General features: G+C 69.6%; 16 protein-coding genes. 11 read left to right on the forward strand and 5 right to left on the reverse strand.

From position 1 onward, the window contains the following. Positions 1–100: 100 nt before the first annotated feature. On the forward strand, positions 101–2,737 hold the full coding sequence (locus OWM54_RS18805; RefSeq protein ID WP_324289132.1) for an ATP-binding protein: 2,637 nt from the start codon (positions 101–103) through the stop codon (positions 2,735–2,737). Positions 2,738–2,757: 20 nt separating this feature from the next. Beyond that, the gene (locus OWM54_RS18810) at positions 2,758–3,594 is read left to right on the forward strand and encodes a hypothetical protein (RefSeq protein ID WP_223749730.1); all 837 of its coding nucleotides are present in this window, start codon (positions 2,758–2,760) and stop codon (positions 3,592–3,594) included. 7 nt (positions 3,595–3,601) lie between these two features. Here the strand turns inward: OWM54_RS18810 and OWM54_RS18815 are convergent, their stop codons facing one another. Continuing rightward, positions 3,602–6,343: a serine/threonine-protein kinase gene (locus OWM54_RS18815; RefSeq protein ID WP_267698381.1), complete on the reverse strand. Its 2,742-nt coding sequence runs from the start codon at positions 6,341–6,343 to the stop codon at positions 3,602–3,604. After that, positions 6,327–7,622 carry a glutamate-1-semialdehyde 2,1-aminomutase gene (gene hemL / locus OWM54_RS18820; protein ID WP_267698382.1) on the reverse strand — a complete coding sequence of 432 codons (1,296 nt, stop codon included), beginning with the start codon at positions 7,620–7,622 and terminating at the stop codon, positions 6,327–6,329. Before hemL ends, OWM54_RS18815 begins: the two co-directional genes overlap by 17 nt. Before the next feature lie 238 nt (positions 7,623–7,860). Here hemL and rraA point away from each other — a divergent pair, with 238 nt between their 5' ends. The 9 genes from rraA (at position 7,861) to OWM54_RS18865 (ending at position 16,792) form a co-directional block, all read left to right on the forward strand. Next, a complete protein-coding gene (gene rraA, locus OWM54_RS18825) occupies positions 7,861–8,361 on the forward strand; it encodes a ribonuclease E activity regulator RraA (protein ID WP_223749727.1) in 501 nt (166 codons plus the stop codon). Between the two features lie 370 nt (positions 8,362–8,731). Then, on the forward strand, positions 8,732–9,979 hold the full coding sequence (locus tag OWM54_RS18830; protein ID WP_267698383.1) for an ABC transporter substrate-binding protein: 1,248 nt from the start codon (positions 8,732–8,734) through the stop codon (positions 9,977–9,979). Beyond that, entirely contained in the window at positions 9,966–10,772 is an 807-nt protein-coding gene (locus OWM54_RS18835) for an ABC transporter ATP-binding protein (RefSeq protein WP_267698384.1), read from the forward strand. Before OWM54_RS18830 ends, OWM54_RS18835 begins: the two co-directional genes overlap by 14 nt. Positions 10,773–10,789: 17 nt before the next feature. Then, a complete protein-coding gene (locus OWM54_RS18840) occupies positions 10,790–11,560 on the forward strand; it encodes an ABC transporter ATP-binding protein (protein ID WP_223749725.1) in 771 nt (256 codons plus the stop codon). Continuing rightward, positions 11,557–13,377: an AMP-dependent synthetase/ligase gene (locus OWM54_RS18845; protein ID WP_267698385.1), complete on the forward strand. Its 1,821-nt coding sequence runs from the start codon at positions 11,557–11,559 to the stop codon at positions 13,375–13,377. The genes OWM54_RS18840 and OWM54_RS18845 overlap by 4 nt, the downstream gene beginning before the upstream one ends. Continuing rightward, positions 13,374–14,267 carry a branched-chain amino acid ABC transporter permease gene (locus OWM54_RS18850; RefSeq protein WP_267698386.1) on the forward strand — a complete coding sequence of 298 codons (894 nt, stop codon included), beginning with the start codon at positions 13,374–13,376 and terminating at the stop codon, positions 14,265–14,267. The genes OWM54_RS18845 and OWM54_RS18850 overlap by 4 nt, the downstream gene beginning before the upstream one ends. Before the next feature lie 21 nt (positions 14,268–14,288). Next, positions 14,289–15,377, forward strand: a complete 1,089-nt coding sequence (locus OWM54_RS18855) for a branched-chain amino acid ABC transporter permease (RefSeq protein WP_267698387.1) — start codon at positions 14,289–14,291, stop codon at positions 15,375–15,377. Between the two features lie 42 nt (positions 15,378–15,419). Beyond that, complete coding sequence (locus OWM54_RS18860) at positions 15,420–16,337, forward strand: transporter (protein WP_267698388.1); 918 nt, start codon at positions 15,420–15,422, stop codon at positions 16,335–16,337. A gap of 92 nt (positions 16,338–16,429) precedes the next feature. Beyond that, positions 16,430–16,792 carry a hypothetical protein gene (locus OWM54_RS18865; RefSeq protein ID WP_223782238.1) on the forward strand — a complete coding sequence of 121 codons (363 nt, stop codon included), beginning with the start codon at positions 16,430–16,432 and terminating at the stop codon, positions 16,790–16,792. An 8-nt stretch (positions 16,793–16,800) separates the two neighbouring features. Here OWM54_RS18865 and OWM54_RS18870 read toward each other — a convergent pair whose 3' ends face one another. The 3 genes from OWM54_RS18870 to OWM54_RS18880 are packed head-to-tail and all read right to left on the reverse strand — an operon-like array spanning position 16,801 to position 20,575. Beyond that, positions 16,801–17,895, reverse strand: coding sequence for a Zn-dependent alcohol dehydrogenase (locus OWM54_RS18870; RefSeq protein WP_223749722.1), 1,095 nt, complete (start codon positions 17,893–17,895; stop codon positions 16,801–16,803). A gap of 32 nt (positions 17,896–17,927) precedes the next feature. Next, a complete protein-coding gene (locus tag OWM54_RS18875; protein WP_267698389.1) occupies positions 17,928–19,346 on the reverse strand; it encodes an aldehyde dehydrogenase family protein in 1,419 nt (472 codons plus the stop codon). Positions 19,347–19,378: 32 nt separating this feature from the next. Continuing rightward, positions 19,379–20,575 carry a 3-oxoadipyl-CoA thiolase gene (locus OWM54_RS18880; protein ID WP_267698390.1) on the reverse strand — a complete coding sequence of 399 codons (1,197 nt, stop codon included), beginning with the start codon at positions 20,573–20,575 and terminating at the stop codon, positions 19,379–19,381. Between the last annotated feature and the right edge of the window lie 5 nt (positions 20,576–20,580).

The following is a 20,580-nucleotide window of genomic DNA, read 5'->3' on the forward strand; positions in this document are numbered from 1 at the left end:
GGGAAACCGCGAGTCGTTGGCCGCGTCTGTGGTCTGGTCATCGAAGCGCGGGCGGGTGCACTTCTCGACGCTTGCACGCGGTGGAAGAGTCGTGGGTGCCGTGAATCCATCCCTCCGGGGCGGGGCCCCCTATGGCTCCTTCGACGAGATGTCCGTGGGCGTTTGCGTCATCCGCGAGCGCTGCTTCGTGTATGTGAATGACGCGCTGGGCATGTTGGTGGGGCACCCGCGCGAGACGCTGGTGGGCCGCCCGGCGACGCTCCTCCTGACGGAGTCGAGCGTGATGGAGGTCACCGAGCGCCAGTCCCGCAGGCTCCGCGGCGAATCGGTCCCCAGCACCTATGAGGCCGCGCTGCGCACGGCCACCGGAGAACGACAGGTGGAGATGACCCTCATCCCGAGCGGCCCGGACTGGGTGGCGCTGGTCCGCGACGTCACGTCCCGCAGTCAGCGCAGGGGCGTGCTGCAACGACTGGCGGAGCTGGGCGCGGGGCTCCCCTCGCTGCGCACCGAGGGCGAGGTGCTGCGGCGGATGTTCTCCGGGCTGGAGGAGCTGGGGTTCGCCTTCGCGTGGCTGTCTCCCGAGGGCGAGGGCGTCCGGCTGGGACAGACCTATGTCCCCATCCCGTTGGTTCCGCCGGACGCGCGGCAGCTGAGCGGCAGGTGGGTGCGGGACGTGGTGGGGCGCTGGCCGACGATGCTGGCCCGGGCATGGAAGGAGGGCTCGGCGTACTCCGAGGACTTGTCGGTGGAGGTCGGCCACTTCCTGGAGGGCGCGCTGGCGGAGGAGGCTCGCGGCGTCCTGTCGCGGGCGAGCACGTCCCACACCGTCGCGGTGCGCATCGACGTGGAGGGACGTCCCCGGGCGATGCTGGCCCTGGCGGGGGACTGGCTGCGCGAGGAGGAGCTCGCGCCGGTGCGGCTGTTCGGCGCGCAGGTGTCCGCGGCGCTCGACGCGGCGCTCACCATCTCCCGACTGTCCGCGCAGAACAACGCGCTGGCGGCGCTCAACCGACTGGCGTCGGAGGCGGCGTCGGCGCCCCACCCTCGCGCGTTCTTCGGCCCGGGCACGGAGGAGATTGTCGGGCTGGTCGCCTGTGACGCGGTGACCATCCTGCTGCCGCAGGACCACGGGATGGAGGTGACGTACGCGCGCGGGATGGACCTGGAGGAGGCGGACACGGAGCGCTTCGCGCGGCTGTGGCTCGCGGGCGGGCTGTGCACGCAGGCGCAGCAGGAGGGCGCGCCCCGGGTGCTGGAGACACGCGAGTGCCCGGACGGGCTGCGTGAGGATTTGCAGCAGCGCGGCTTCCACACCGTGGTCATCATCGCGCTGCGCGTGCGCTCGCGCGGCGTGGGCACGCTGAGCGTCCTGTTCCGGGAGCCGAGGACGCTCACGCCGCTGGAGCTGGAGACGCTCCAGGCCATGGGCACGCACTTCGCCGCGGCCATCGAGACGCATCGCCTGTTGCAGGAGCTGCGCGGGCGCGCGGAGGACATGGCGCTGCTGCACGAGGTGGCGCGCGCGCTGGCCACCACGCTGGAGCTCGACAAGCTGCTCGCCACGGGCGTCACCAGCCTGGCGCGCATCATCGACACACCGGATGCATACGTGCTGATGCCGGACCCCTCGGGTGAGTGGCTGGAGGTACGCGCGGTGAGCGGCAGCCACCCGGAGCTGCTCGGGCGGTGTCTGCCCGCGCGCGCGCCGGACAGCTCCGCGACGGGGCTGGCCTATCTGACGCGCGAGCTGCTCATGGTGGAGGAGGCCATCACCGACGTCCGGGTGGACCAGGACTTGCGCGAGAGCGCCTCCGCGCAATCCTTCCTGATACTGCCGCTGGTGGTGCGCGAGCGGCCCGTGGGGGTGATGGTCGCGTCGGAGACCCGGCGCACCCGGCGCTTCACGCCCGCGGAGGTGGAGCGCGCGAGCGCCATCGCCAACCAGCTCGCGCTGGCGCTCGAGGGCGCCCGGCTGGTGGAGGACCTGAAGGACAGCTACGTGGAGCTGGCCCGGACGCAGGAGCAGCTCGTGCGCCGTGAGCGATTGGCAGCCCTGGGCGAGCTGTCCGCGGTGGTGGCCCACGAGGTGCGCAACCCGCTGGGCGCCATCTTCAACTCGGTGGCCTCCATCCGGCGCATCCTCGGGCCGGACAGCCCCGCCGAGCCGCTGGTGGACATCGTCGCGGAGGAGGCCGACCGGCTCAACCGCATCGTCGCGGACCTGCTCACCTTCGCGCGGCCGCCCGCGCCCCATCCACATCCGGTGCCCCTGGCGCCGCTGGTGGAGGACGCGGTGCGCGGGGCGCTCGCGGAGTCTCCTGGCGCCGTGCGGGTGGAGCTGGATTTGGAGGAGGACGTGCCGCCGGTGACGGTGGACGAGCGGATGATGCGACAGGCCTTCCTCAACCTGGCCATCAACGCCATGCAGGCCATGCCCCAGGGTGGACGCCTGCGAGCAGCGGTGCGCAGGGCGGCCGGCTCGCCCGAGGTGATGGTGGAGTTCAGCGACACCGGCCCGGGAATCACCGCCGAGGTGCGCGCGCGCATCTTCGAGCCCTTCTTCACCACCAAGGCCAAGGGCACGGGGCTGGGGCTCGCCGTGGTGAAGCGCATCATCGAGTCGCACCAGGGTCACCTCACCCTGGACTCGCAGCCGGGAACCGGCACGTGCTTCCGGCTCTACCTGCCGCTGGAGGCACCCGCGTCCTCGCGTCCACTGCTCGCCGTCCCGTGATTCCTCGAGAAGGAAGGTCCATGCTCCGTCCTGTCGGCGTCCTGGTCGTGTTGCTGTGTCTCGGGAGCATCCCCGCGCGTGCGGAGCCGCGCACGTCCTTGCGGTTCGTGGGAGAGCTGGGCTTCCTCGACGTGCTCTCGCACAGCCTGCGCCAGGGGCGGGATGGGACGCTGTTCCGCTACACGGAGGATGGCGGACAGGACAACCTCTACACCTTCGTGCGCCTGTCGGCGGAGCTGACGCTCGGCAAACGACACACGGTGGGGTTCCTGGTGCAGCCGCTGTTGTTCGACACGGACGTGGTGCTGCGCCGCGACGTGCGCATCGACGCGCTCACCTTCCCCGAGGGGACTCCGCTGAACGTGCGCTACAGCTTCCCCTTCTATCGGGCCAGCTACCTGTTCGACCTGCTCGGGGTCTCCGAGGACGAGCTGGCCGTGGGTGTCTCATTGCAGCTGCGCAACGCGAACTTCGTCTTCACGTCGGCGGATGGGACGCTGCGGCGGGCGACTCGCGACGTGGGGCCGGTGCCGCTGCTCAAGGTGCGCGGGAAGTGGGCGCTGAGCGAGCGGTGGTGGCTGGGATTGGAGGCGGATGGGAGCTATGCGCCCACGGCCCTCATCAACGGGGATGACAACTCCGACACCACGGGCGCGCTGCTGGATGCGTCGGTGCGCGGTGGGATTCGGGTGACGCCGCAGCTGGAGGCCTTCCTCAACCTGCGCTACCTGGGCGGCGGCGCGCGCGGCGTGTCCGATGACAATGACGACGAGTTCGGAGACGGGTTCACCAGCAATTGGATCTCCACGGCCACGGTGAGCCTGGGCTTCAGCTACCGGATGGCGGTGACGGACTGAGACGGGCCTACCGCCACACCGTCAGCCAGACCACGAACAGGCCCACCAGGGCCGCGCCCACGAACAGCGCCAGGGCGAGCCCGAGTCGAGGCGCCTGGAGCCAGCGTCCGGATGGGCGCTCGGGTTCGACGACGGGCGCCTCGTCCTCCCCGGTGATGGCGCGGACCAGCTCCAGCCGACGGGCCTCGATGGCCTGGGTGGCCACCGTCTGGGAGATGTCGATGCCGAAGCCCACCTGTGTCTCCCGGGGCGCACGCCTGGGGTGGGGGCTCGGCATGGCGGGAGTCACGGTGTCCTCGGACCTGGGGGCGCTGGCCCGCGCGGCGTGGGCCTGCTTCTCGATGGCCACCAGGACCTTCGCGGCCTCGAGCGCCTCGGTGGCTTCGATGTTGGGTTGAGGCGCGGCTCGCGGCGTTCCGGTGTCGACGCCGTATTGCGCGGTCCGCGACTCGATGGCCTCGATATCGAGCGGGAGCGTGATGGAGGGGTCGGCCGCCACCACACGCGGAGGCACGGCGACAGCGGTGGGCTCGTCCTCGTCGGCGAGTCGCCAGCCCTCTTCGTGCGCCAACTCCGGACGGCTCGACGTGGGGATGACCGGGCCTCGCATCGCGCCCTGCGGCCCCATACCGCGAGCGGCCTCGGTGTCCAGCCCCGGGTGACCCAAGCGGCGTCCGTCGACCTCCGTGCGCGTCGGCTCATCGTCGCCAGGACCTCGAGCACCCTGCGTGGGAGTCGGCTCGTCGACTCCTCGACCGGGTCTGCCGACCGCATGCGTCGGCTCATCATCGCCCGGCCCCGCGCTCCCTCCACGAAGCGTCGGGACTTCGTCTCCGAGCCGTGGGCTCCCGCGCGCATGCATCAGCTCCGCATCACTTGGGGTCGCGCTCCCACCACGAAGCGTGGGGAGGTCATCTCCGAGCCCGGGCTTTCTCGCCGCGTGCGTCGGCTCATCGTCAGTCGAGGCAGCGCCCCCACCACGAAGCGTGGAGACGTCATCTCCGAGCCCGGGCTTTCTCGCCGCGTGCGTCGGCGCATCTCTCTCTGAGCCAGCGCTCCCACCGCGAAGCGTGGGGACTTCATGGCCGAGCCCCGGCCTGCCGCTCGCGCGTGTCGGCTCATCATCACCAGGCGCCGCAGCGCCTCCACGTAGCGTGGGGACTTCATCTCCGCGTCCCGGCCTGCCGCTCGCGCGCGTCGGCTCATCATCGCCAGACGCCGCACTGCCACCACGAGGCAGACGGACGTCATCTTGGAGCCCAGGCCGACCACTCGCGTGCGTCGCCTCATCATCGCCGAGGCCCACGGCTGAACCGCCGACACGCGACGGCCCGATATCACCCGCGCCCGTTCGTCCGCCCCGAAGCGTGGGCAGCTCATCCGCGCGCCCGGGCCTGCCCATCGCATGCGTCGGCTCGTCATCGCCGGGGCCCGCGGCTGAACCGCTGACCTGCCCCGTGCGCCCGCTCCGAAGCGTCGGGGCTTCGTCTCCGCGCCCGGGCCTGCCCATCGCGTGCGTCGGCTCGTCCTCGCCGAGACCCGTGCGCTCACCCCGCTCACGAATCGTCTCGTCGCCGCCGGGCCTCGCGCCCCCACCCCGCTCACGAATCGTCTCGTCCTCGGCCGTCGGCGCGGGGCCCACCTGGACGCGCTCGGACGGGACGAAGTCATCCGGCGTGTAGATGGCGTTGTGCTCGAACGCGAGCGCCGTCGGCGGCGCCAGCGTGGCCACGAGCTGCGGCTCGGTGTTCGTGCGCTTCGCCTCCTCGCGCAGCAGCTCCTCGAGCAGCGTCTCCTCCGCCTTCTTCTCCCGCGGGAAGACCAGCGCCAACAACTTCCCCAGCTCCGCGTCCCCCACCCCGGGCGCAAGCTTCGCCTTCAAGCGCGCCAGCTCCGCGCCCATCGCCGCCGCGTCCGGGAAGCGCTGCGCCGGCTCCGACGTCAGCGCCTTCGCCAGGAACGCCTCGATGCTCGACGGCAGCCCCTCCCGATGCTTCCCCGCCGGCTCCCACTGCGGATACGCCGCGCGCCGCCACCGCTCCACCGGGTCTCCCCGCTGCGACAGCGGCTTCCACGCGAACAGCTCCCACAGCAACACGCCCACCGCGTACACGTCCGCGCGCCGGTCCACGAAGCGCTTGCGCGCCTGCTCCGGCGACATGTACGTCAGGTTCCCAATCACCACCCGGGGCGCCGTCTGCTGCTCCTTCAGCGTGGACTGCGCCGCGCCGAAGTCGATGATCTTCACCTCGCCCGCGTAGCTGATGCACACGTTCGCCGGAGACAAGTCCCGGTGCACCAGGTGCAACGGATGCCCTTCCTCGTCCGTCGCGTCGTGCGCGTACGCCAATCCCTCACACAGCCGCTCGCCCAGGTGCAGCACGATGCCCAAGGGCATCATCCGCGCGAGCTGCCGCAGCCGATACGACAGGCGGCTGAGCGTCTTGCCGCGCACGTACTCCATCGACAGGTAGAGCTGCCCCTCCACCTCGCCCATCGCGTACACCCGGGCGATGTTCGGGTGCGTCAGCCGCACCACCACCCGGGCCTCGTCGCGGAAGCGCCCCACGAACTGGGGGCTCTCCATCAACTGCGGCAGGACCTTCTTCACCACACAGGCGCGCCGAGGGCCCTCCTCGCGCGCGAGGAAGACCTCCCCCATCCCCCCGGCGCCGATGCGGCGCACCAGGGTGTAGGGACCGAAACGAACAGGCCCCTCCAGGGGCGGAGGCTCAACCGGTCTGGCCAAGCGCGCGGAAGGCCTTTCTCGCCGCTCCCAGCACGTGCGCCACCTCCGCCTCGCCCATCGCCAGCGAGACGAAGGCCGCTTCGAACTGGCTCGGCGGCAGGTACACGCCCGCATCCAACATGGCGTGGAAGAAGCGACCGAAGCGCCCCGTGTCGGACGTCTTCGCGCTCGTGTAGTCGAACACCGGCTGCTCGGTGAAGAACACCGTCAGCATGCTGCCCACGCGGTTGACGGTGACGGGCACCCCCGCCTCCTTCGCCTCCGCGATGAAGCCCTCCTCCAACATCCGGCTCACCTGCTCCAGCCGCGCGTACGTCCCCGGCGCCGCCAGCGCCTTGAGGCACGCGAGCCCCGCCGCCACCGCCACCGGGTTCCCCGACAACGTGCCGGACTGGTACACCGGCCCGGCCGGCGCCACCTTGCGCATGACGTCCGCGCGGCCACCATAGGCGCCCAGCGGCATTCCGCCGCCAATCACCTTCGCCATCGTCGTCAGGTCCGGCATCAGCCCGTACAGCTCCTGCGCCCCACCGCGCGCCAGCCGGAAGCCCGTCATCACCTCGTCGAGCACCAGCAGCACGCCGTGCTTCTGACACAGCGCCTGCAGGCCCTGCAGATAGCCCTGCTTGGGCACCAGCACGCCCATGTTGCCCACCACCGGCTCGATGATGGCGCAGGCGATGTCCTGGCCCTTCTCCTCGAAGATGCGCTCCACCGCGGCCAGGTCGTTGAAGGGCGCGGTGAGCGTGAGCTTCGCCAGCGCCGACGGCACGCCCGGCGAGTCCGGCAGGCCCAGCGTCTCCACGCCGCTGCCCGCCTTCACCAGGAACGGGTCTCCGGCGCCGTGGAAGCAGCCCTCGAACTTGAGGATGTGCTCGCGGCCGGTGAAGCCGCGCGCCACGCGGATGGCGGCCACGGTGGCCTCGGTGCCGCTGGACACCAGCCGCACCATCTCCACCGCCGGCATCGTCGCGCAGATGAGCTCCGCGAACTCCACCTCGCCCGCGTGCGGCGCGCCGAACGACGAGCCGCGACGGGCCGACTCGATGATGGCCTCGACGATGGGCGGGTAGGCGTGGCCGAGGATGAGCGGCCCCCAGCTCCCCACCAGGTCGACGTAGCGGTTGCCGTCCACGTCGGTGAGCCAAGCGCCCGAGCCCTCGCGGAAGAAGACGGGGTCTCCTCCGACGCCACGGAAGGCGCGCACCGGGGAGTTCACTCCGCCCGGGATGCGCGCCTGCGCGCGGGCGAACAAGGACTGGCTGTGAGCGTGATTCATGTGGGTTCCATAGCACGCGCCGCGAGGCGAGCCTCCCTCCGAGTAGCCTGCCCCCATGCCCGCCCCTTCTGCGGCCCATCGACCGCCGCCCGCGTTGACCCTTCGTCAACGTATCCCCGGGGAATCACACCAGAACGCACATCGGCGTGATGCCGATGTCCCGGGGGCTGGACACGGGGGTGATACAGCGCTGTGACGACGACGGCCCCGAGGCCACCCTTCCCAGGAGAGCAGCCCCATGGACTTCAAGACGGCGGACCTGTGTGACACGCACGCGGGCACGGCCCACTTCCAGGTCGCCGAGCCCGGCTTCATCGACTTCGGCGGACGCACCACGTTCACCGGCCCCATCAGCACCGTGCGCGCCCCCGAGGACAACTCGCTCGTGCGCAAGGCCCTGGAGGAGAAGGGCAACGGCCGGGTGCTCGTGGTGGATGGCGGTGGCAGCCGCCGCTGCGCGCTGGTGGGGGACCAGTTGGCGCTGCTCGCGCAGCAGAACGGCTGGGCGGGCGTGGTGGTGAACGGCTGCATCCGTGACTCGGAAGAGGTGGGCCGCATGGCGCTCGGCGTGAAGGCGCTGGGCACGCACCCGCTCAAGAGCTTCAAGCGCAACGAGGGCCAGCGCGACGTGGAGGTGCGCTTCGCGGGCGTCACCTTCCGCCCCGGACACCACCTCTACGCGGACGCGGATGGCATCGTCACGTCGGAGACCGCGCTGCCGGAGTCGTCGCTGGACTGAAGCGCCCCGCGCGCGGGACACGTGGCTTTCCACCAGGTGGGAAACCACACGCCCGGGTGGGCCACGTGTTCGCGGGACTGGGAGGACCGCCGCCACCGGCGTGTCCCCGTCCGCTCCTCCTGACAAAGCACATCCAGGCTGCGCGCCGCGCGCCTTGCGCGATGCATCATCCGCGCGAGACATTTCGCCGTGCGAAACACAGTCAAAACACGCCGCCGAGAAGTTCCGCCCTGCGAAATACAGCCATCGAATTACCGGTGACTGTCTTTTCTCTTCCGAGCGAGTGTGGTTACTGTGCCGCCACGAATCTGACGGGGAGGTTGCGATGCAACGGCTCGTGGTCGGACTCCTGGCGACAGCTCTCTGCTTGATGGCTTGCAAGAAGGAAGAAGCTCCGGCTCCGGAGGGCACGCAGACGCGTCCCGCCGCCCTGTCGGACATCAAGACAGACAAGGGTGTCGACCTGGAGAAGAAGGTCGTCTACATCGGCGCGCTCAACGACGAGAGCGGCCCTGGCGCCGCCATCGGCAAGCCCTTCGCCGCGGGCAAGCGGCTGCTCGCGAGGCAGGTGAACGCGGGGGACTCGGGGCTGTTGCCTCCGGGCTGGCGCGTGGAGCTGGTGGAGCGCGACCACGCCTACAACCCGCAGAACGCGGTGCAGGCGTACAGCGACCTCCATGAGCAGGTGCTGTTCCTGGGCACCAGCTTCGGCACGCCCAACACCCTGCCCCTGCGCGACAAGCTCACGGCGGACAACGTGGTCGCCTTCCCCGCGTCACAGTCGTCGGAGATGGCGCGGCACCAGTACACACCGCCCATCGGCGCGTCCTACAAGCTGGAGGCGATGCGCGCCCTCGACTGGGCGGTGGAGCACGCGGGCGGCGCGGACAAGGTGAAGGCCGCCATCGTCGCGCAGGGCGACGACTACGGGAAGGACGGGCTGGAGGGCTGGACGGAGGCAGCGAAGCACCACGGCGTCACCGTCGTCTCGCAGCAGAGCGTGGCGCCAGGGCAGAAGGACTTCGCCGCCGTCGTCACCGCGCTCCAGCAGTCCGGCGCCAACTACGTGCTGCTCACGGTGCTGCCCGGGGCCTCGGGGCCCATCCTCGGCACGGCCGCGCAGCTCAAGTATCAGCCGACCTGGATTGGACAGACGCCCGCGTGGGTGGACCGGTTCTTCGACCCGAAGGTCATCCCCGCGCCCGTCTTCGCCAACTTCTACTGGGCCACCGGGCTCACCTTCTGGGGCGACGACGTGCCGGGCATGAAGGACTTCATCGCGCTGCACGCGAAGTACCCCGACACGCCGAAGGACTTCTACACGCTGGCGTCCTACGTCCAGGGCCGCGTGCAGTTGGAGGCGCTGAAGGCCGCCATCGAGGCCAAGGACGTCACGCGCGCGGGCTTCCTCAAGGCGCTCAAGAACATCCAGCGCACCACCGCGGGCGGCCTGACGGCGGAGCCGGTGGACCTGTCCCGCTTCCCCTACGCGACGGCCCTGGAGGTGCGGGTGCTCAAGCCCGTGCTGGACCAGGGGAGCTGGAGTGTCGTCGCGGGCTACGCGCCGCCCAAGGCGCTGGGCACGCCCGCCGCGAAGGCCGCCGATGACAGCAAGTAGTCCTCCGCTGCTGCGCGTGCAGAACCTCCAGGTCGTCTACCACTCGGCGGTGCGTGCCTTGCGAGGCATCACCCTGGAGGTCCCCCACCAGGGCGTGGTGGCCCTCCTCGGACCCAACGGCGCGGGCAAGTCCACCGCGCTGCGCGCCATCAGCGGCCTGCTCGACCTGCACGACGGCGCCATCACCCAGGGCCGTGTCGAATTGTCCGGGCGGGATTTGCTGGCCCTGTCCACCGACGGCCGCGTGCACGCGGGCGTGGTGCAGGTGCTGGAGGGTCGGCGAATCCTGGGCGAGCTGTCCGTGGAGGAGAACCTGCTCGCGGGCGGCTTCGGCATGGGCGCGCAGGCGCGCAAGGAGCTGGTCGAGTCGGCGTACTCGCGCTTCCCCGTGCTGCGCGAGCGGCGCAGGCAGAAGGCGGGCTACCTCTCCGGCGGTGAGCAGCAGCTGCTCGCCATCTGTCGGGGGCTGATGCGCAGGCCCCAGGTGCTGTTGTTGGACGAGCCGTTCCTGGGCCTGTCGCCGAAGGCGGTGGGCGAGGTGTCGGAGCTGATTCAGCGCATCGCCGCCGAGGGCGTGTCGGTGCTGCTCGTCGAGCAGAACGCGCGCGTGGCGCTGGGCATGGCCAGCCACGGGTACGTGCTGGAGACGGGCAAGGTGGTGCTGGACGGGCCGGCGGAGAAGCTGCGCGAGGACCCGGACGTGCAGGAGTTCTACCTGGGCTTCGGCCGCGAGGGGCAGCGCGGCTACCACGAGCTGAAGCGCTACCGCCGCAAGCGTCGCTGGTTGTCCTGAAACGTGAAGGGTGAAGCATGGCCTTGCTGGAGCTCGACAACGTGGGCCTGTCCTTCTCCGGGGTGCGAGCCCTGGATGGAGTCTCGTTCTCCATCGAGGCCGGCGCGCTGCATGCCGTGATTGGTCCCAACGGCGCGGGCAAGAGCAGCCTCTTCAACTGCGTCAGCGGCATCCACCGGCACATGGAGGGACGCGTGCGATTGGAAGGACAGGCGCTCACGGGCCTGGAGCCGCCGGAGATTGCCCGGCGCGGTGTGTCGCGGATGTTCCAGAACCTGGCGCTCTTCGAGCACCTCACGGTGCTGGAGAACCTGCTGCTCGGCCGTCACCCGAAGTACCGCACGGGGCTCTTGCGTCACCTCTTCTGGACGCGTGGCGCGAGGCAGGAGGAGGTTCGTCACCGCGAGAAGGCCGAGGAGGTCATCGACTTCCTCTCCCTGGAGCACTACCGGTGGATGCCCGTGTCGGTGCTGCCCTACGGCATCCGCAAGCGCGTGGAGCTGGGCCGCGCACTGTGCATGGAGCCGAAGCTGCTGCTCCTGGACGAGCCCACCGCCGGGCTCAACCAGGAGGAGACCGAGGACATGGCCAACCACCTGCTCGACATCCGCCACGAGCTGGGGGTGACGCAGGTGCTCATCGGTCACGAGCTGCGCTTCGTGATGGACCTGGCCACGCAGGTGACGGTGCTGGACCGGGGGCGTGTCATCGCGAACGGGCCGCCCTCGGCGCTGCGTGAGGACTCGCGCGTGCTCAGCGCGTACGTCGGCGGGGCGGTGGCGGCATGAGTACGGCACTACCGCTGAGCCTGCCGGGCCAGCTCTACCTGCGCGCGGAGCGACATCCGCATGCGGTGGCCATTCGCGAGAAGCGCCTGGGCATCTGGCGGGAGCTGTCCTTCCAGGGCTACCTGGAGCGCGTCGGGTGGACGGCGAGGATGTTGTGGGAGCTGGGCGTGCGCGCCGGTGACTCGGTGGCCATCCTCAGCGACAACCGGCCCGAGTGGCTGTTCACGGACCTGGGCGCGCAGGTGCTCGGCGCGCGCGGCGTGGGCATCTACCAGACGAACCCCGCTGCGGACGTGGCGTACATCCTCAACGACGCGCGCTGTCGCGTCGTGCTCTGCGAGGACCAGGAGCAGTACGACAAGGTGGCCGCCGTCGCCGACGAGACGCCCTCCGTCGAGCACGTGCTCGTCGTCGAGCCGAGGGGCCTGCGCGGCGTGGAGGATTCACGCCTGCGTCTCTGGGAGCGCTTCCTGGAGGAAGGCCGCGCGCTGCTGGAGCGGGAGCCCGGGTGGCTGAAGGCGCAGCTCGCGGCGCGCAGTCCGGATGAGCCGGCGATGGTCATCTACACCTCGGGCACCACGGGTTCGCCGAAGGGCGCGCTGGTGTCGAGCCGCAACATGCTGGAGGGCTCGGCGACGTTCACCTCGCAGCTCGGGCTGGGGCAGCAGGACAGCGTCGTCTCGTACCTGCCGCTGTGTCACGTCGCGGAGAAGCTGTTCAGCCTGCTGTTGCCCCTGGTCGTCGGCGGCCAGGTCCACTTCGGCGAGGCGCTGGAGACGGTGCAGCAGGACGTGGCCGAGGTGTCCCCCACGGTGTTCCTGGGCGTGCCGCGCATCTGGGAGAAGATGCACGCGGTGGTGATGGTGAAGATGCGCGACGCCTCGTGGCTCAAGCGCACCTTGTTCGAGACCTTCACCCGCCTGGGCGCCGGGATTCGCGAGCGCGAGCGGACAGGACAGCGTCGCTGGTGGGACGCGCTCTTGTGGCGCGTGGGCGACCTGCTCGTCTACCGCCCGCTCCAGGAGCGACTGGGGTTGAGGCGCTGCCGCTTCCCCATCTCCGGCGCGGCGCCCATCTCTCCGGAGCTGCTCGCCTGGTACGACAGCGTGGGCGTTCGCATCTACGAGGGCTACGGGCAGACGGAGAGCGCGGGCACCAGCCACCTCAACATCCCTGGCGCGACGCGCCTGGGCACCGTGGGACGCCCGGTGCCCGGCGTGGAGTGCCGGCTGGACGAGGACGGCGAGGTGCTGGTGCGCGGCAGCAACGTGTTCCTCGGCTACCTCAACAAGCCGGAGGCCACCGCCGAGGTGCGTGACGCGCAGGGCTGGCTGCGCACGGGGGACCTGGGCGAAATCGACGCGGACGGGTATCTGCGCATCACCGGCCGCAAGCGCGAAATCCTCATCACGTCGGGTGGGAAGAACCTGTCGCCCGAGCGCATCCAGAACGCGCTGAAGAACAGTCCGTACATCAAGGAGGCAGTGGCCATCGGCGACCGGCGGCCCTTCGTCACCGCGCTGGTGCAGGTGGACCCGGAGACGGTGGCGGACTGGGCGCTGCGCCGCAAGCTGGCCTTCACCTCGTACACGGACCTCACGCAGCGGCCCGAGGTGCGCAAGCTCATCGAGGAGGAAGTCACCCGCGCGAACGAGACGCTGGCGCGCGTGGAGCAGGTGCGGGCGTTCCGACTGCTCGAGCGCGAGATGACGCAGGACGCGGGCGAGGTGACGGCGTCCCTCAAGGTGCGCCGCAAGGCGGTGCTCGAGCTGCACTCCCAGCTGGTGGAAGAGATGTACGCGAGGACACGCGAATGACGCAGCTTCTCCAGCTCGGCATCTCCGGCCTGGCGCTCGGGGCGAGCTACGCGCTCATCGCCCTGGGCTTCTCCGTGGTGTATCGGGCCTCCCGGCTCTTCAACTTCGCGCACGGCGAGCTGCTCGCGCTGGGCGCGTTCCTGATGACGGCGCTGGTGGAGGTGCTGCCCTGGTGGCTGGCGCTCGCCGCGTCCGCGTGTCTCACCGGCGGCCTGGCCGCGCTCCTGGAGCGCACGGTGCTGCGCCGCATGGTGGGGCGCCCTGTCTTCACCACCATCATCCTGACGCTGTTCCTGGGGCTGCTGCTGCGCGCGGGCATCGTCATTGCATTCGGCACGGACACGCGTGGAATGCCCACGCCGTGGGATGCGATGGCGGAGGTGCAGGTGGGCAACGCCACCGTGCTGCTGTCCTCGCTGGTGTCGCTGGGCGCGACGACGGTGGTGCTGGTGGGGATGCACGCGCTGGTGCAGCGCACGCCGCTGGGCGTGGCGATGCGCGCGGCAAGCGAGAACCAGGAGGTGGCGCTGGTGCTGGGGATTCCGGTGGGCCGGGTGCTCGGCTTCACATGGTTCCTGGCGGGAGCGACGGCGGCGGTGGCGGGCGTGTTCCTGGGGATGTTCCCGCGCTCGGTGGATTCGAACCTGGGCTACGTGGCGTTGAGGGCATTCCCCGCCATCATCGTCGGAGGACTGGAGTCGGTGGTGGGCGCGGTGGTGGCCGCGTTCGTGCTGGGGCTCTTGGAGGTGCTGTCCCAGGCGTATGTGAATCCACACCTGGGCGCCTTCGGGCACAACTTCCACGCCGTCTTCCCCTACGCCGCGATGATTCTGTTCCTGGTCCTGCGCCCGCGCGGACTGTGGGGCGAGCACGAGGTGCGCCGCGTCTGACGACGCGCGCGAGACGACATCATGCCAACGCGCCCCCTGGTGATTCGGTACGAGGACGACCTGAAGCTCTTTCCCGGCCTGTGGCAGCGGGTGGGGCTGCTGCTGACGCTGGCCGTGGGGTTGAGCTACCCGTGGCTGGTGAGCACGCGGTGGCTCACCGTGGGCAACCTGGGGCTGGTGGCCATCGTGGGCGCCGCGTCGCTGATGGTGCTCACGGGCTTCGCGGGACAGGTGAGCCTGGGGCACGCGGCGTTCCTGGCGCTGGGCGCGTACACGGCGGCGGTGCTCGGCACGAAGCTGGGCTGGCCGTTCTGGTTGGCGTTGCCACTGGCGGGCGGTGTGTCCGCGCTGGTGGGCGTGGTGATTGGCGCGTTCGCGCTGCGGCTCAAGGGGCTGTACCTGGCCATCGTCACGTTGGGATTGGTGTTCCTGACGCAGCACGTGTTGCTCGCGTATCCGGAGGTGACGAGCGGGCTGAGCGGCACGGCGGTGCCGATGTACTGGTGGTTCCGCGACGAGACGGGCGCGGCGGCGTCAATGAGCACCGCGTGGAGCGTGGGCGGCGTGCGCTTCGGCTTCGAGCGGAAGCTGTACTTCCTCTTCGCGGGGCTCGCCGCGTTCACGGTGTGGCTGACGAAGAACCTCCAGCGCTCGGACAGTGGCAGGGCGATGATGGCGGTGAGGGACCAGGACCTGGCGGCGGAGGTGCTGGGGGTGGGGACGACGCAGGCGAAGCTGCAGGCGTTCGGCGTGTCGTCGTTCCTGGCGGGCATCGCGGGGGCGATGTTCGCGTTCCAGCAGCAATACATCACGGTGGAGCCGCCGTTCGATTTGAACCTCTCCATCCAGTACATCGCGATGATTGTGCTGGGAGGGGTGGGCACGGTGTTCGGCGCCGTCAGCGGCGCGCTCGCGTTCACGTTCCTGAGCCCGTTGGCGGAGACGGTGGGCGGCGCGATTCCCTTCGTGAATCAGCTCACGTCCGCGCAGCAGTCGACGGTGCTGCTGTCGCTGGTGGTGGTGCTGGTGCTGGTGCTCGAGCCCCTGGGGCTCTTCGGCGTGTGGCTGCGGGTCCGCCGGTACTTCCAGGCGTGGCCGTTCCGTTACTGACGCAAACCGTATCGACGACGTTCCTCGAGGGAGGGAATCACCATGAAGCGCATGCTGCTCAGTGTCCTGTTCGCAGTGCTGTTCTCGGCCACCGGGGTCCAGGCCCAGCAGGCGGACCTGCGAGACTACGAGGCGGGATTTTTCGTCCCGCACCGGGGCATCATCACCAACATGTATCTGCGTCACGTCTCCGCGTCCGGTGAGCGTGACTTCTCACAACTCCAAGCGGCCTTCCGCGCCACGTACGTGCTGAAGTTCGGCGACCTGGTGGTGGTGCCGCTGGACTTGAGCCTGCCGGTGGTGGACGTGACGGTATTCCAGGCGAACCCGGCGTCGCCCTCGGGCCCGAAGACGGCGCTGCGCGCCTCGGGCGTGGGCGATGTGACGTACATCCCGACGATTGGATATGGGTTGGTGCAGAACGCCGAGGACAACACGCACACGTGGTTCGCGCTCACGCCGTACGTCACGGTGCCGGTGGGCAGCTATGACAGCAACCGGCTGGTGAACATCGGGGCGAACCGGTGGGTGGTGCGTCCGCAGCTGGTCGCGGGTCAGCGCTTCAAGAAGATCTTCACGGCGGAGCTGATGGGCAGCGTGGCGTTCCAGGGGGACAACGACGAGTTCCTGATTCCGAGCGCGGAGGGTGGCTCGAAGGTGGTGATGAGCCAGGCGCCGTCGTTCGGCGGCATCTTCCATCTGGGCATGGACCTGTCGTCCACGTTCTTCACGGGCGCGGGCTACATCGTCGAGGCGTCGGGCAAGCGCACCATCGACACGCCGGCGGGTGAGCTGGAGATCGCCAAGAGCACCACGGTGCAGTCGCTGCGGCTGACGATGGGCATCCGGCTGGAGAAGGCCTCCACGCTGATGCTCCAGTTCCAGCCGGACGTCGCCGCATCCGAGGGCGTGACGAAGAGCCAGTTCATCGGCGCTCGGTTCACGCACGTGTTCTTCTAGAGCTGGCATGAGTCAGTGCGGCACCAGTGGGCTCGATGCCTTGCCCCTGGTGCCCATGCCGTCGGACGTCATAGCGTCGGTCGTGGGACCCCATGACGACCCAGTACCAGGAACTCCTCGATGAGCTCGGGCGACGTCTCGAAGCCAGGGGCTTCCGCATTCTGAGACGAACCTATTTCGTTCCCTCAGGCATTCTCGTCACCACGCAGCCCAAACGTGCGGCATTCGAGACGGCATCGAGTGATAGCGAGTCCAATCCAGCCGACTTCTGGTACTTCGACAGGGCAGTCTACCTGCACCACCACAAAGGCCAGTGGGAGGCGCGGGCTGGAAAACATGGTGGTCCCGATTGGGTGCGTCGCACGGAAATCCTTGAGGCATTGGAATCATTCGCGCTCGAGGCCCTGGGGACCGCCAAAGTCCCCCCAGGGCCAGAATGGCACGTAGCCGACTGAGCGCCCCGTCAGAACAAGACCACTCCCCGGGCATTCACTCCGTTCTTCATGTCCGTGAAGGCCTGGTCGAGCTGGTCCAGTTTGTAGGTCGTCGTCACCAACTCATCCAGCTTGAGCTTCTTCTGTTTGTAGAGGTCCAAGAGCCGGGGCATGTCGCGGTGCACATCCGCCGTGCCGAACCAGGAGCCGAGCAGCCGCTTCTCGAACAACGGCAGCACGAAGACGTTGAGGGAGATCTGCTCCTTCACGCTCCCCACGCCGACGACGACGCACGTGCCCGCCTTGCGCGTGCACTGGTAGGCCTGCTCGATGGTCTCCTTGCGGCCCACCGCTTCGTACGCATAGTCCGCGCCCCGCCCTCGCGTCAGCTCGCGGATGCCCACCACCGGGTCCACGCTCGTCGCGTCGATGACGTCCGTCGCGCCGAACACCTTCGCGAACTCCAGCTTCTTCGGGTGCACGTCCACCGCGATGATTCGCTCGGCGCCGGCAATCACCGCGCCCTGGATGATGTTCAATCCCACGCCGCCCGTGCCGAACACCGCCACCGTCGCCCCTGGCGGCATCTGCGCCGTGTTGAACACCGCCCCCACGCCCGTCGTCACCGCGCAGCCCACCAGCGCCGCCTTGTCGAGCGGCGCGTCCTCGGGGAGCTTCACCGCCGCCCGCGCCGGCACCACCGCGTACTCCGACAGCGCCCCCAGCGCGGAGAACACGTTCAGCTCGCGCGAGTCCTTGCGCAGTCGCGTGCTCCCGTCCGGCATCCGGTTGCCCGCGTTGATGCGCTCGCCGAGCTCGCACAGGTTCGGCCGTTGGATGCGACAGAAGTAGCACTCGCCACACTGCGCCACCCACGAGAGGACGACCTTGTCCCCCTTCCGCAGATGGGAGACCTCCTCCCCGACTTCCTCGACGATGCCCGCGCCCTCGTGCCCCAGCACACAGGGCAGCTTCATCTTCACCGTGCCGTTCACCACCGACAGGTCCGTGTGACAGACACCACAGGCCACCATGCGAACGAGCACCTCGCGCGCCTTCGGCGGCTCGAAGCTCACGTCGGTGACGGTCAGCACGTCCTTCTCGAAACACACCGCGGCCTTCATGGGGACTCCTGACTCGGATGAGGGGGACTGCGTCAGAGCTGCATCGCCTTGAGTTCCTGGAACTCCTCCAGCCCGTAGCGGCCGAGCTCTCGACCGTTGCCGGACTGTCGATACCCACCGAACGGAGCCAGCGGGTTGAAGCGTCCGCCGTTGATGTCCACCTGTCCGGTGCGCATCCGGCGCGCGACTCGCTTCGCGTGCTCCACGTCCTCCGACCAGACACCGCCGGCCAGGCCGTAGATGGTGCTGTTCGCGATGCGGACCGCGTCGTCCTCATCGTCGTACGGCAGGATGGCGAGCACGGGACCGAAGATCTCCTCCCTCGCGATGGTCATCTCCGGCGTCACGCCCGCGAAGACCGTGGGCTTCACGTAGTAGCCCTTCGGCAGGCCCTCGGGCTGCTCGGGCCCACCGGCGACGAGCTTCGCGCCCTCGCGAATGCCTTGCTGGATGTACTCACGAACGCGCGCACGCTGCGCCTCGGAGATGACGGGACCGAGCTTCGCCTCTCCCTGGAACGGGTCGCCCACGGTGAAGCTCGTGGCCACCTCCACGGCGAGGCGCGCCGCCTCATCGTGCAAGGCCCGCGGCACCAGCATGCGCGTGTGCGCCGTGCACGTCTGACCCGAGTTGAGGAAGCAGTTGCCCACCGTCCGCTTCACCGCGTTCTTGAGGTTCGCGTCCGCGAGGACGATGGACGCGGACTTGCCACCCAGCTCCAGCGACACGCGCTTCACCGTCGCCGCCGCCAGCTCCGACACCCGGCGTCCCGCTCGCGTCGAGCCCGTGAAGGACACCATGTCCACCTCGGGATGACGCACGAGCGCCTCGCCCACCACCGCTCCCGTTCCGGACACGAGGTTGAAGACCCCAGGTGGCAGCCCCGCCTCGTGGAGGATCTCCGCGAGCATGAACGCGTTGAGCGGAGCGACCTCGCTGGGCTTGAGGACCACGGTGCAGCCCGCCGCCAGTGCCGGCGCCACCTTCGCGACAATCTGATGCAGCGGATAGTTCCACGGTGTGATGCAGGCGACGACGCCCACCGGCTCGCGCACCACCAGCGAGTTGCCCACCTGCTCCTCGAAGGCGTGCTCCTGGAGGAGCTGCACGTAGGTCCCCGTCACGGTGATGGGCGTGCCCACCTGGATGGCCTTCGACAGCGCCAGGGGCATGCCCACCTCGCCCGTCATCGTCCTCGCGAGCGCATCCTGTCGCTCCGTCAGCCCCGCCTGGAGCCTCCGCAAGAACGCCGCCCGCTCCGGGACGGTCAAAGAGGCCCAGGTCTCGAAGGCACCACGCGCCGCGCGCACCGCGCGGTCCACGTCCTCCGCCGTGCCCTCGGGAACGCGTCCCATCACCTCTTCTGTGGATGCGCTGAGCACGTCGATGTGCCCACCGCCTCGCGACGCCACCCACTCACCCTGGATGTAGAGCTTGTCGTAGACCTGCATTCGGTTCTCCCAACGTCAGAAGAGGAAGCCACTCACACGCGCTCGAGGACGGCGGCGATGCCCTGCCCCACCCCGATGCACATGCTGACGAGCGCGTAGTGCCCACCGGAGACCTGGAGCTGTCGCGCCGCTGTCAGGGCCAGTCGCGCACCCGAGGCTCCCAGTGGATGTCCCACGGCGATGGCTCCACCGTTCGGGTTCACCCGGCTGTCGTCCTCGCCCAGCTCCAGCAGCTTGAGGCAGCCGAGCACCTGCACAGCGAAGGCCTCGTTGATTTCGATGATGTCCATGTCCGACAGCGCCAACTGCGCCCGCTCCAGCGCCTTGCGCGCGGCCGGCACGGGCCCCAGTCCCATGGTGCGTGGCGGGACTCCCGCGATGGCGGCCGAGACGATGCGTGCCAGCGGCTTGCATCCCACGGACTCGCCGACACAAATCGAGCCGACGAGCAGCGCCGCCGCGCCGTCATTGATGCCCGAGGCGTTGCCCGCCGTGACGACCCCCTCCGCGGCCAGCGGCTTGAGTGTGGATAACTTGTCGAGCGTCGTGTCCGGGCGGGGATGCTCGTCGACCGTCACCGTGGTGACCGCCCCCTTGCGTCCCGGCAGCTCCACGGGGACCAGCTCTCCCGCGAAGAACCCCCGGGCCTGCGCCGTCGCGAACTTCTGCTGCGAAGCCAGCGCGAACCGGTCCGAGGCCGCGCGGCCGATGCCCAGGTCGCGCGCGATGTTGTCCGCCGTCTCCGGCATCGTGTCACCACCGAAGCGAGCCACCACGCGGGGGTTCGGGAACCTGGCACCCATCGTCGTGTCGAACACCTGGGTGTCGCGACTGAACGCCGACTCGGCCTTGGGCAGCACGAAGGGCGCACGGCTCATGCTCTCCACGCCCCCGGCGACGAAGAGCTCCCCCTGCCCCGTCATGACCGCGCGCGCCGCGTCCAGCACCGCCGCGAGACCGCTGCCGCACAGCCGGTTCACCGTCACACCCCCCACCTCGATGGGCAGCCCCGCGAGCAGCGCGGCGTGCCGTGCCACGTTGCGGCTGTCCTCCCCCGCCTGGTTGGTGCACCCGATGACGACATCCTCGATGTCCCCCAGCTCGAACGGGCCGCGCGTGAGCAGCGCGCGGATGACTCCGGAGAGCAGGTCATCGGGGCGAACAGGCGCCAGCGCTCCCGCGTGACGACCGAACGGCGTGCGCAACCCATCGTAGATATAGGCGCTCATGCGAA

It is taken from the genome of Myxococcus sp. MISCRS1 (assembly GCF_026626605.1).
Taxonomy (GTDB): domain Bacteria; phylum Myxococcota; class Myxococcia; order Myxococcales; family Myxococcaceae; genus Myxococcus; species Myxococcus fulvus.